Origin of the sequence: Ruoffia sp. FAM 26255 (assembly GCF_045528525.1) — a bacterium.
In the GTDB taxonomy this organism is placed as follows: domain Bacteria; phylum Bacillota; class Bacilli; order Lactobacillales; family Aerococcaceae; genus Ruoffia; species Ruoffia tabacinasalis.
The window spans coordinates 1-13,235 of the sequence record NZ_JBGQQX010000056.1; the positions used below are offsets into that span (position 1 = coordinate 1).

At 35.7% G+C, this 13,235-nt stretch carries 10 protein-coding genes; 2 read left to right on the forward strand and 8 right to left on the reverse strand.

Annotated elements, in window-relative coordinates; genetic code table 11:
- Positions 1-161 precede the first annotated feature (161 nt).
- From ACEN31_RS09535 to ACEN31_RS09560, 6 genes are all read right to left on the reverse strand, one after another.
- Entirely contained in the window at positions 162-1,115 is a 954-nt protein-coding gene (locus ACEN31_RS09535) for an ABC transporter permease (protein WP_407109282.1), read from the reverse strand.
- Positions 1,115-2,176, reverse strand: a complete 1,062-nt coding sequence (locus ACEN31_RS09540; RefSeq protein WP_407109289.1) for an ABC transporter permease — start codon at positions 2,174-2,176, stop codon at positions 1,115-1,117. Before ACEN31_RS09540 ends, ACEN31_RS09535 begins: the two co-directional genes overlap by 1 nt.
- 23 nt (positions 2,177-2,199) lie before the next feature.
- The gene (locus ACEN31_RS09545) at positions 2,200-3,759 is read right to left on the reverse strand and encodes an ABC transporter ATP-binding protein (protein ID WP_407109283.1); all 1,560 of its coding nucleotides are present in this window, start codon (positions 3,757-3,759) and stop codon (positions 2,200-2,202) included.
- Between the two features lie 251 nt (positions 3,760-4,010).
- Positions 4,011-5,039, reverse strand: a complete 1,029-nt coding sequence (locus ACEN31_RS09550; RefSeq protein ID WP_407109284.1) for a BMP family protein — start codon at positions 5,037-5,039, stop codon at positions 4,011-4,013.
- Between the two features lie 109 nt (positions 5,040-5,148).
- Positions 5,149-6,174, reverse strand: coding sequence for a BMP family protein (locus ACEN31_RS09555; protein ID WP_407109285.1), 1,026 nt, complete (start codon positions 6,172-6,174; stop codon positions 5,149-5,151).
- A 200-nt stretch (positions 6,175-6,374) separates the two neighbouring features.
- A complete protein-coding gene (locus tag ACEN31_RS09560; RefSeq protein WP_407109286.1) occupies positions 6,375-9,137 on the reverse strand; it encodes a DNA translocase FtsK in 2,763 nt (920 codons plus the stop codon).
- A gap of 131 nt (positions 9,138-9,268) precedes the next feature.
- Between ACEN31_RS09560 and ACEN31_RS09565 the strand changes: the two genes are divergently transcribed.
- The gene (locus ACEN31_RS09565) at positions 9,269-9,544 is read left to right on the forward strand and encodes an acylphosphatase (RefSeq protein WP_138403687.1); all 276 of its coding nucleotides are present in this window, start codon (positions 9,269-9,271) and stop codon (positions 9,542-9,544) included.
- Positions 9,545-9,639: 95 nt separating this feature from the next.
- A complete protein-coding gene (gene yidC, locus ACEN31_RS09570) occupies positions 9,640-10,596 on the forward strand; it encodes a membrane protein insertase YidC (protein ID WP_407109287.1) in 957 nt (318 codons plus the stop codon).
- Between the two features lie 114 nt (positions 10,597-10,710).
- On the opposite strand, the gene ACEN31_RS09575 is transcribed toward yidC, so the two are convergent.
- Both ACEN31_RS09575 and ACEN31_RS09580 read right to left on the reverse strand, forming a co-directional pair.
- Entirely contained in the window at positions 10,711-12,219 is a 1,509-nt protein-coding gene (locus ACEN31_RS09575) for a sensor histidine kinase (RefSeq protein WP_407109288.1), read from the reverse strand.
- Position 12,220: 1 nt separating this feature from the next.
- On the reverse strand, positions 12,221-12,922 hold the full coding sequence (locus ACEN31_RS09580; protein WP_138403684.1) for a response regulator transcription factor: 702 nt from the start codon (positions 12,920-12,922) through the stop codon (positions 12,221-12,223).
- Positions 12,923-13,235: the final 313 nt, after the last annotated feature.

A 13,235-nucleotide genomic window follows, 5' to 3' on the forward strand; every position in this document is an offset into this window, starting at 1 on the left:
CCGGCTTCCTTCAGATTCCACCTCACGGTGGACACCCTTGCCTTTAGCTAACAGTTCCTACTGCCAAGTCTGTAGTGGACTTTCACCACCAAGTTATCGCCCATGCCGGGCGCACATGCAAAAAAACGGCACTACAAATGTAGGCCGTTTTAATATAAGAATTATTTTGATTTAATATAAGTTTTACCATTAGCAGCTGGACCAGATGCTTTACCTACAAAGCTCACAAGTACAATAATTGTAATAATGTAAGGTGCGATTTGTAAGTATACTGGATCGATTGATTCAATGAATGGTATTTGAGAACCAACCACTGATAAACTTTGAGCAAAACCAAAGAATATCGCAGCTAACATAGCTCCTACTGGATTCCATTTACCAAAGATCATCGCTGCCATTGCCATAAACCCTTGTCCTGCAATGGTTGAAACAGAGAAGTTTAGTGAAATTGATTGAGATAATACTGCTCCCCCAATACCACCGAATACACCTGAAAGTAGTACACCAGCGTATTTCATTGCGTAAACATTAATCCCCATTGTATCTGCTGCTTGTGGATTCTCACCAACCGCACGGATTCTTAATCCAAAGCGTGTTCTCGCTAAGAAGAACCAACAGATAAAAGCAACAACAATACCTACATAAGCTGGTAAAGAAGTTGATTGGAAGAAAATACGTCCAATAACAGGGATATCACTTAAAACTGGGAAGTTAAAATACCCAAATGATTCGCGAATAATGTCTGTTTGTCCTCTTTGTTCAAATAAAACTCGTGTTAAAAACACAGCTAAAGCTGGAGCAGCTAAGTTAACAACTGTACCTGAAATAATATGATCTGCTCTTAAATTAACTGTTGCTAAAGCATGGACTGCAGCAATGAATACACCCGCAAGGGCTCCAACCAATAAACCAACCCAAGGAGTCCAAGATCCAAATGTTTCAGCATAAAATAGGTTGAAAACTACGGAACTGAAAGCTCCCATCACCATAATACCTTCCAAACCAACGTTTACAATACCACTTCGTTCAGAAAATACTCCACCGATCGCCGTAAATATTAACGGGGCTGAGTATACTAATGTAGATGATACAATTAATGCTAATAAATTGACCATTACTCATCTCCTCCTTGTACAATCACTTCTGTATTACTTAATTTAGATTTCTCACGACGATCCATAAAATAAGTAATAACATAGTTAGCACCTACGAAGAAGATAATTGCCGCCGTTGCAATATCAACAATTTCAGAAGGAACCCCTGCCATAAGTGGCATAATCGTTCCACCTGTTTTTAACCCACCAAATAAAAGACTTGCAAAGATAATTCCGATTGGATTCAGACCACCTAATAATGCTACAGCAAGTCCATCAAAACCAATGGCTGGAGCAACACCGTTCGTTAAGAAGACGTTTCTAAACTCGCCTAAGCCGTTCATAACTCCACCTAATCCAGCTAATCCTCCAGATAATAACATTGCTAAAATAATATTACGTTTCGCATTCATACCTGCGTAATTCGCAGCGTGCTTATTGAAACCAACGGATCTCAACTCGAAACCAACAGTAGTTCTTTGAAGTAAAATATATACTAATACTGCAAAAATTAAAGCTAAGAAAATTCCACCATGAATCGTTGAACCATTCGTTAAATCAGTTAACCATTGCATACGAAGTGAGGCATTCTCACCTACAAATGGTGTTGCATCCGAACGATCCGTAATAACGTTACGGATAATATGATCCGATATATAAATAGCGACATAGTTTAACATGATTGTAACGATAACTTCACTCGTATCAAAAAATGCTTTTAAAACTCCGGCAATTCCAGCCCATAATGCTCCGGCAATCGCACCACCAAGAATAGCAAGTGGTAAGACAAGCCAGCCTGGAGAATCAGGTAATGATATACCAATCCATACAGAGACTAACCAACCTGCTAAGGCTTGCCCAGCTAAACCAATATTAAAGAATCCAGCTGTATAAGCGACCGCAAATCCTAAACCAGTAAAGATTAATGGAGTTGCTGCACGAATGGTTTGTCCAATATTAAATGGATTTCCTAAAGCACCTGTAAGTAGTGCTTTATAACCTTCAATTGGATTATATCCAAAAACCAACATAATAATTGCACCAAAAACAAGTCCAATAACGATAGATAATAATGGGACCATAATTTGTCTAATATTTGACTTCACTATACAACACTTCCTTCCTGACGAGCCGCTTCAATTTCTGAAAATGGTGTTCCCGCCATCATCAATCCTAACTCACGTTCGTTTGTTTCATGTGTTGGAATGTCCGCAACAATCTTACCGTCAAACATTACTAGGACTCTATCGGTTACATTTAATATCTCATCAAGTTCGAAACTCATTAATAGAACACCTTTATCTTTATCGCGTTCATTAATTAATTCTTTATGAATAAATTCAATCGCACCCACATCTAATCCACGTGTTGGGTTTGCTGCAATTAAGAATTTAGGATCACTATCTATTTCTCTAGCAATAATCGCTTTCTGTTGGTTACCACCTGATAATGATCTAGCAAAAGCTTTCTCAGAAGTTGTTCTTACATCATAAGTTTCAATTAATTTTCTCGCTTGTTGTTCAATTTTACTAAAATGCAATAAGCCATTACTTGAATAAGGTTTCGCATAATAGTTTTTTAATACCATATTACTTTCTAATTGCATATCTAGAATTAAACCATACTTATGACGGTCTTCTGGAATATGTGCAATGCCACTTTCATTAATATCTCTCGGTGAATGGCTTGTAATATCTGTCCCTTCATAGAGTATTTGACCAGATTCGATTGGCATTAATCCCGTCATTGCAAGAATTAATTCAGATTGACCGTTCCCATCAATCCCTGCAATACCAACAATTTCGCCTTTACGAACTTTAAATGAAAGGTCTTCGACCGCTTTAATACCACGTTCATCCAATACATTTAGAGATTGGACATCAATAATTGTATCCGATGGATTTGCAAGTTTCTTTTCAGTAGTAAATGACACCGCACGACCAACCATCATATCAGCGAGCTCATTCGAAGTCGTTGTTGCTACATCAACTGTATCAATCGATTGACCGCGACGAATAACAGTACAACGATCGGCTACTTGTTTAATTTCATCTAACTTATGAGTGATGATGATAATTGACTTACCTTCTTCGGCTAATTTACGTAATGTAACCATTAAGTCTGTCACTTCTTGAGGTGTCAGTGACGCAGTTGGTTCATCAAAAATCAAAATGTCTGCCCCACGATAAAGCACCTTAAGAATCTCAACACGTTGTTGCATTCCTACACTAATAGAAGAAATACGAGCTGAAGGATCTACACTCAAACCATATTGTTGAGAAATCTCTTCAATTTTATTCTGAGCTGTTGCTTTATCAATCGTTAGTCCTGATACGGGTTCTTCACCCAAAATAATATTTTCAACGACTGTAAAAGCATCAATCAACATAAAATGTTGGTGAACCATCCCGATTCCGAGTTGGTTGGCTTTGGTCGGGGAATCAATTTGAACAACTTCCCCTCCCATATGTATTTCACCTGATGTAGGTTCTAATAAACCAGAGAGAATGTTCATTAATGTTGACTTTCCTGCTCCGTTCTCCCCTAATAAGGCGTGAATTTCACCTTTTTTCAACTGTAAATTGATATCTTTATTCGCATAAAACTCTCCAAACTTCTTGGAAATATCGCGCATCTCAATTACAGGTACATTTGTATCTGTCATAATTGCTCCTCACATTCTATACTTATAATTTTGCAATCGGTTATCATATATAATTATAGACAAGTATACTAAAAAAGCATAGTAAAAATCATATTAAAGTATTCTATAATTGCAATTTTTGTAAAATAATTAGTGTTTGTACTTATCCAAATTAGTAATTTCACAGTGTTTTTTAATTTTCCATGTTCTATAATGGTAAACCCTCATAAAAAAAGGGCACCTCCGCGAGGCGCCCTTTACTTAAAAAACTATTAGTTTTCAGGAGTTTCTGGGACTTCAATTTCACCATCAATAATTTGTTGACGGTAATCATTTACAGTAGTTAAAACTTCTTCTGAAAGATTTCCTTCAGCTAAGTCAACTCCACCATCAGCTAACCCAAAGACTTGTGTTCCAGCTTCGAAGTTACCTGCTTTTGTTTCATTTGTAAATAATTGGATAGAATCACCGATTTGTTTTAACGTAGAAGTTAAAGTTAATCCGCGTTCTTCTCCATCAATTTCAATAATCCCTTCAGCGTCTTGATCCATATCAGCTCCGATAACCCAAATATTACGTTCTGGATCAGCAGACACTAAATCTTTTGCTTCTGAGAAGACTCCATTACCTGAATCTCCAGCAGCTTGGAAAATAATATCAGTATCAGCTGCATACATTGCTGCTGCTAATTGACGACCACGCGGTGCATCAGCAAAACTTCCAACATATTCAACTGTAACTTCGATGTCAGGATTAACTGCTTCAGCACCAGCTACAAAGCCAGCCTCGAAACGGTCAAGGACAATCCCTTCAACTCCACCAATAAATCCAATTTTATTTGTTTCAGTTGTTGAAGCTGCAGCAACACCAGCTAGAAAAGCTGCTTCATTGTCTTGGAAATTAATAGAAGCAACATTTGGTTGGTCCACTACAGAGTCAATAATCGCGAACTGTTGATCTGGATATTGTTGAGCAACATCATTAATCGCTGCTTCTAATTTGAACCCTACTCCGTAAATTAAATCAAAACCACTTTGAACCGCCGTGTTTAAGTTAGTAATGTAGTCTGAGTCAGTTGCTGATTCTAAATAATCAAAACCAGAAGTACCTCTTTCTAGGCCATTCTCTTCTCCCCATAGTTGTAACCCTTCCCATGCAGATTGGTTAAATGATTTATCATCTACCCCACCTTGGTCAGTAATCATGATTGCACTAAAATCTTCTTGTGCGTTAGCAAAAATTGGAGAAGCTAATCCTCCGGCAAGTAAAGCAATTGTTGATAATTTAAGTAATTTGTTCAATGTGTTTCCTCCCTTAGTTAATGTCTAAAGGTATTATAGGTTATAAAAAATGACCTCTCAATAGTTTGACGTATTATCTCATTTATTTAAAGGTCATTGTTCGTGTTTTTTATTCTGGCGTCTCTGGAACTTCAATTTCTCCATTAACAATTTGTTGACGGTATTCTTCGATTGTTTCTTTAACTTCGTCTGTTAATTGACCTTCAGTTAATTCAACCCCACCATCAGCTAAACCATACACTGTATTACCAGCTGTAAAACCATCCGCTTCAGTTTGCTCCGCGAATTGTTTCACTGCGTCTCCAACTTGTTTTAATGTAGAAGTTAATGTTAAGTGGCGTTCTTCTCCATCAACAGTTACGATACCTTCTTCTGCTTGGTCACGGTCAACCCCGATTACCCATAAATTACGTGAAGGGTCGTTTGTTACTAAGTCTTTTGCCTCTGAGAATACTCCATTCCCTGTATCTCCTGATGCATGGAAGATAATATCTGCATCGTTCGCGTACATTGCTGCGGCAATTTGTTTACCTCGCGAAGCATCACCGAAGCTACCTGCGTATTCTACAGAAAATTCGATATCTGGGTTAATTGCTTGTGCCCCTGCAACGAATCCTGCTTCAAAGCGGTCAATAACAACCCCTTCAACTCCACCAACAAAACCTAGGTGATCTGTTTCAGTTGTTAATGCAGCTGCGACACCAGCTAAGAATGCTGCTTCATGGTCTTTAAAGTTTAATGAAGCCACATTTGGTTGGTCTACAACAGCATCAACGATTGCGAAATGACGATCTGGATATTGTTGAGCCATATCATTAATCGCTGGCTCTAATTTAAATCCAATACCGAAAATTATATCAAAGTTTGATGATAAAGCCGTGTTAATGTTTGTAACAAAGTCTGAGTCACTGTTTGATTGTAAGTAGTCATATCCACTCACTCCACGTTCTTTACCGTGCTCTTCACCCCATGCAGTTAATCCTTCCCATGCTGATTGGTTAAATGATTTGTCATCCACCCCACCAATATCCGTAATCATAATAGCAGAAAACTCTTCTTGCGCTGCCGCCATCGTTGGTAATGCAACTCCTGCAGCCATTAATGCTACGGCAGATAATTTAAGTAATTTTTTCATTCAATCTTCCTCCTTTGTTTGTTCATTTAAGATTATACCGTAAGCTTGTCAAAAAGACAATGTAAGCGGTTATGTTTCTTTTAATTTTTCAAATATTTTTATCCTTTTACAATGATTGATTTAACAACATTTCCATAAAAAATTTGCTCAAAATAAAAAAATACCTAGTAGTAAACATTGATCTACTAGGCATTTTAATTTTAATCTATTAAGACTTGTCTTGGTTTACTTCCATCAGGTTCACTTACTAAACCTAAAGCTTCCATATCATCGATTAATCTTGCTGCTCGATTATAACCAATTCTAAATCTTCTTTGTAATTGAGAGATACTGATTGTTTCTTGTTCTTTAATAAGTGCAACCGCATCTTCAAAGTATTCGTCATCAGATGCATTAGCTTTTTCAAGACTTTCATCTGTCACAACAATCGCTTCATCATAATCAGGCTCACTTTGATCTTTGATAAAGTCTGTAATACGCTCTACTTCAGCATCAGAAATATATCCACCTTGAACACGTAATGGTTTATTCATACCCATTGGTTGGAATAGCATATCTCCTCTACCAAGTAACTTCTCAGCACCGTTTGAATCTAAGATTGTTCTCGAATCAGTCCCACTTGAAACCGCAAAGGCTAATCTTGATGGCACATTTGCTTTTATAATCCCTGTGATAACATCTACGGATGGTCTTTGAGTTGCGATAATCATATGTATACCAGCAGCACGTGCCATTTGAGCTAAGCGAATAATCGCATTCTCTACTTCATTACTAGCTACTAGCATTAAGTCTGCTAACTCGTCAATAAATACCACAATTTTTGGCAGTTTTTCATAGCCAGTTCCTTCATTTTTGTTTTGCTCTTCAATATAGTCATTATAGCTATCTACGTTTCTTACACCAGATGCTGCAAATAATTCATAACGATGTTCCATCTCTTGGACTACATTGTTTAATGCTTGAGCCGCTTTTCTCGGGTTAGTAACTACCGGAGATAAAAGATGAGGTAATTCATTATACATAGTCAACTCAACTTTTTTAGGGTCAATCATTAAGAATTTCACTTCATTAGGTTTTGCCTTCATTAATAAAGAAGCAATAATAACATTCATTCCCACTGATTTACCACTCCCCGTTGCACCAGCAATTAGTAAGTGAGGCATTTTAGTTAAATCGGCTGTACACACTGATCCTGATATATCTCGTCCTAAAGGCACTTCTAAAAGATTTGGTGATTTTAAGGCCGCATCTACAATTTCCCAAAAAGAAACTGGGCTCACTTGAGTATTTGGTACTTCTATCCCAATTAATGATTTGCCTGGAATGGGAGCTTCCATACGAATATCTCTGGCTGCGAGTGATAATGCAATATCATCAGATAATGAAACAATTTTACTTACTTTCACACCAATAGCTGGTTCAATTTCATATTTCGTAACCGATGGTCCTAAATTTGCTTTAACAACTTTAGCATCTACACCAAAACTTTTAAATGTTCTTTCAAGTTTATCGATGTTTTCATTAATACGTTTGTATTCTTCAGATTGATCCACCGGCGGAATTTTCGTTAATAAGTTTTTTGATGGTAATTTATACCCTTTATGCTTACTTTTTTTCGATTCTTTTTTCTGAGTTGGATTGGCTTTACTGCTTTGTTCAAGAACAGAATCTAAATCATTATCAGTTGTGTTTTGGATATTATCAGATTGTTGTTGCCAATGAGCGGCATTAGAGCGTTGAACCGTTTCTTGGTTTGTCGGTTCTTCAGGTAAGGTATCAGCAATCTCATGAGCCAATATATCATCATCTGCATCAATTTCTACGTTGTTATAAGATTCTTCTTCATAAGTCGTTGGCGCATCCCAATCAGATGGATTATTGTAATCATAATTAGGTTGCTGTGGCATATCAACAACTGATTCTGACTCATCTTCTTTTGTATGATTAGAAATTTGGTCAAAATAATCTAAATCTAAGACTAAATCTTTATCTCGTTCTAGTCTTGCACGTTCACTAGCTGCTGTTGACGCTAGTGCATCCGTATCATCATATACTTCCCAACTAGGTTCTTTATCTACTTTAATGGAAGGCTGATAACGGGGTTGCCACTGTTCGGTCGTTTCCTCAGCATCGTTGACATTAAATTTGTTCTTTATTTTATCAAATAAAGCTCTTCTCTGAGGTCTTTGCTTACTTACATAAGACACTTCTTCTCTTGAGTAATCCTCATATTCGTTAAATGAATCATTTTGTTCATAAATAGGTTCTTCAACCACAGGTTCGATGTCTTCAGTAATTTCCTCTTCTTCTACGAAAGATTCTTTATATGTAGAACGAACTTCACTAATTGTGTTTCCAACTCGTTTAAATCCTCCATATATTAAAATGAAAAAGTGTTTAATTGCATTAATAAATGCTTCAAAAGTCACACCTGTAGTCATAAAGAGCCCAATAAAGAACACAATACCTACTAATAAATATGTTCCCCATTGTCCAAATAAATAACCAAAACTCGAATAAAAAACTGCACCGAGCATCCCACCACCAAGACTGACTTGGTTTTGACCAGTTACAAATTCATTTTTGAAAATATCAAAAGTAATCGCAAAAATGGAATCAGGTAAAGGTTCTAAAGGATAAAATTGATTAAAATGAAGTAATGTCGTCATCGCTATTAATATAAACAATGAACCCATTAATTTTAATGCGGGGATATTAACAATGGAACGCTTCACAAACATTGCTAATCCAATAAAAGCAATTCCAACTAATAATAAATCATAAGCTTCACCGACAAACAGTCGAAATGTATTTAAGACAAGTGAACCAAAAAATCCCCAATTAAATAAGGCTATTATCGATATAAAAGCGACAATCAAGCCTATAATTAAATATATATAATGTTTTGAATGATCACTTATTTGCTCTGACTTTTTTGTTTGAGCTTTCTTCTTTTTCGTCATGGACCATCCTCCTCGTTCTTCTATTCTCTAAACTTTACGCAACACTAATTATAGCATTGAATGGTGGATATATCGAATTCTTTATTAGAAATTCTGTGTTACAATGTAAAAAAAAGAAAGGGAGCGATTACATGAAAACAACTGAATTAATCGTATCAGGACGCGTACAAGGTGTTGGCTTTAGAAATTATGTAAGCCAAATTGCAAAAGATCTTAATATTAAAGGAACAGTAAGAAATTTGTCTGACGGTGATGTCAAAATTATCGCTCAAACAGATGATGATACTTTGAATAAGATGGTTGAGCGAATCAAACAACCTCAACATCAATTTATGAAAATTAAAGATGTCGAGATCCACGATTTGCAACTCGATAAAGTTTATGATGATTTTTCTGTAGTATATTAACTTTTGTTAATTAAATATAGTGAGAATCTGATTGAATTCTTCATCTCTTTTCTATATTATATAAGAGTATGAATTTTAATGGAGTGATAACTTAGATGAAAAAGAAGCAAAAATGGATAAAAATTATTGGACTACTTGCTGTTGTTATACTAGTTATGTCCGGCTGTGTCTCTTACGATAGTGCTGGTAACCCTTCTGGATGGGTTTACGAGTATATTGGTCGACCTGCATCCACTCTAATGGACTGGATTGCTGGGATTTTCGGCGGTAGCTACGGGGTAGCAATCATAATTATTACAATCATCACACGATTACTTATGATGCCATCATCAGTAAATATGACTAAAAATTCAATGATTAGTCAATCAAAAATGAAGATCGCTCAGCCTGAGATTGATGAAATCAATGCTGAAATGGAAGAAACAAGCGATCAAAATGAAAAAGCAGCGTTACAACAAGAACTTATGCAAGTGTATAAGAAATATGACATTAATATGTTTGGTGGTTTAGCAGGATGTCTACCACTACTAATCCAAATGCCTATTATTTCTGCTGTATATACTGCGATTCGTTCGTCTCCAGAAATCTTAAGAAGTAACTTCTTAGGTATTAACTTAGGTGAGCAAAGTATTCCACTTGTAATTGGTGTTGTTCTACTTTATGCACTACAAGGCTGGATGATGCAGAAAAATACGCCTCAATCTGATAACCCTCAAGCGCAACAAACATCGCGTACAATGATGTTAATGAATCCGCTAATGATTGGTTGGATTACTTATGCTTCCGCAGCTGGATTAGGAATTTACTTCTTAACCGGTGGTGTGTTCGCAATCTTCCAACAACTTTATATGAATAAAGTGGTAAGACCAAGAATTGAAAAAGATATGGAAGCTGAAGCTGAGAAATACGCACATGTTAAACGTACACCTCGTAAAAAAGCAACTAAAGCTAAAAATAAGAACAAAGGTGATTCAAAACGCTTAGTGCCGACGAAGAACAATGTCAATACTTCCAATAAGAAACGCCGTAACGAAGGTAAACAAAGACGTTAATCAATTTTAAAACATAAATTTATACATAAAAAACGGATACGCTAATCTGTTGCACTTCCTTAATTTAGGTAGTTACAACAGACGCATATCCGTTTTTTTATTATGGAATAAACATTATAGTTTTTTACGTTCGGCGATTTGCTTACTCTTATATATTTGTCGAGTGTCATTCAAGATTGGAAATTCAATATAAAAAATCGAACCGTGATTAATTACACTCTCCACTCGAATCGCCCCTTTATACCCTTCAACTAATTGTTTCGCAATACTTAGGCCTAAACCATTCCCACCTTTATCACGTGATCTTGCTTTATCAATTCGATAAAATCGACCAAATACTTTTTCTTTATCTTCATCAGTCATACCCTCACCAAAATCTTGTATCGCAATCTCAACTTTAGTAAAGCTCTTACTGATAGATACGTGGATTTCTTTACGGTCACGGCTATATTTAACTGCATTATCCAGTAAAATAATGAGAACTTGTTCAATATGATTTCGAAATGCTTGAATATATAAGCTTTCACCATCATCATCGGAATCAAGATAGAAATCAAAATCTTCGTGGATAATTTTAAAGTTATTGAATACTTGCTCGGTCGTCGAATAGACTTCTGTTATCTCATCTTTATAGTCGATATCCACATTTTCCGCTCGAGAAAGATCTAACATTTCTTGCACTAAGCCTTTCATTCTTGTTATTTCTTGTAAGGAAGAGGCGATGGATTCTTCAAGAACTTCGGGATCATCTTTACCCCAACGATTTAATAATTTCAAGTGACCTTCAACAATCGCAACAGGTGTTCTTAATTCGTGTGAAACATCCTCGACGAATTGTTTTTGGTTTGTGACATATTTATCAATTTTGTCTAGTAACTTATTCACGTGTAAACTTAAATCGCTCCACTCATCCTCTGAGACTGGTTTTCTAACTCGTATGTCAGATAAGTTTTCTTCTTCTACCAAATCCAATGAGTTATTAAGATAAGTTAGAGGTCTTAGGAAACGATGACTTAAAACAAATGACAATACTCCAATAATAACGACGATTAATAATAACACTCGCCAAAATAATTGATTTTGGTGTTGAATAACATTTGTATAATATTCTGGTTTCACAATTAATTGGAACGAACCAATTTTTTTACCTGTTGAATCAGAAACCACGGTGTTATAACCCATTAAAAAAGTTTCGTCGTTATGTTGCACTTCTTGCAATTGATCTGAATGATTAATCGAAGGTAAGTTCAATGTCATTGTTTCATAAATCAGTTGATTTGATTCACTAAACAATCGAATCGTCGTATTGTCATCTTCAAAATACTCTAAGTTACTTACGGCATTCCTTTGTGCTTGAAATTGTTCATCCGATAAAGGGCGAGCGGTCGTTTCAGCTTGGTTATATACTAAAAACGGAAAATCAAACTGTTGGAAATATTCATCGATTTTTTCATATTTATTCTGATAAGTGTCATAAACCTGCTTGCTTAAATTATCATTCACATCTTGATGATACCAAGTTAAACTAATGATGATAACTGGCGCAAAAAATGTAAATAATAAAATTCCCCATTTCCACTTAAGGGAAAGGGGCTGTTTTATTTTTTCTTTAAATGTTTCCATCTTAGTTTCTCATGACATATCCCGTTCCACGAACAGTTTGAATATAACTATCTTGCCCAGGAACGTCAATTTTATTACGTAAATAGCGAATATATACGTCAACAACATTTGTCTCAACTTCGGATTTATAACCCCATACTTTATCTAAAAGTACGTCACGAGACATTACCATGTTAATGTTTTCCATTAAGTATAATAATAATTCATATTCACGTTTAGTTAAATCAATAACTTCTTCACCACGTTTAACAATACGGTTAGCCTTTTCTACCGTTAAATCACGATATTTAACCGTTGGTTGTTGTTGTGCACGTTGCTCATCTTCATGGTCTAAACGACGGAATAATGCACGTAGACGTGCTAATAATTCTTCGATTGCAAAAGGCTTAACAATATAATCATCTGCCCCTTGGTCTAAACCAGAAACACGGTCAATAACCGAATCTCTTGCTGTCATAATAATGATTGGTGTATCTTTAACCGGACGAATACGACGGCATACTTCTAGACCGTTTAATTCTGGTAACATTAAATCTAATAGGATGACATCCCAATCCTCATTTAATGCAGCATCTAGTCCACTACGACCATCATATCTAATCTCAGTTTCATAGCCTTCGTGTTTTAATTCTAAGTCAACGAAGCGAGCTAAGTTTTTTTCGTCTTCAATAATTAGTACACGTTGTTTATTTTCTTCACTCATTCATTATCCTCCTTAACATATTCTAATATCTTCCTTATCAATTCTACACAATATTATCGCATATTGCTACTAATTAAGTGATTAATTCTAATATAATTAGAATATTTTCTCAATTTTTATTAGTAGTTATTAATATGCCCTGAGTTGAATTGAAATGTTATATTTCTAACTTTAGAAGAAAAAACGGGTTCTACAATAAATAGGGTTGATGACAAAAATTAAAATGTCATCAACCCTATCTTTGTGTCTTCTAAAAGACGCAGATATTCGTTATATTAAAAGTACCACCAAATAACATAAGGAGAATATCTAC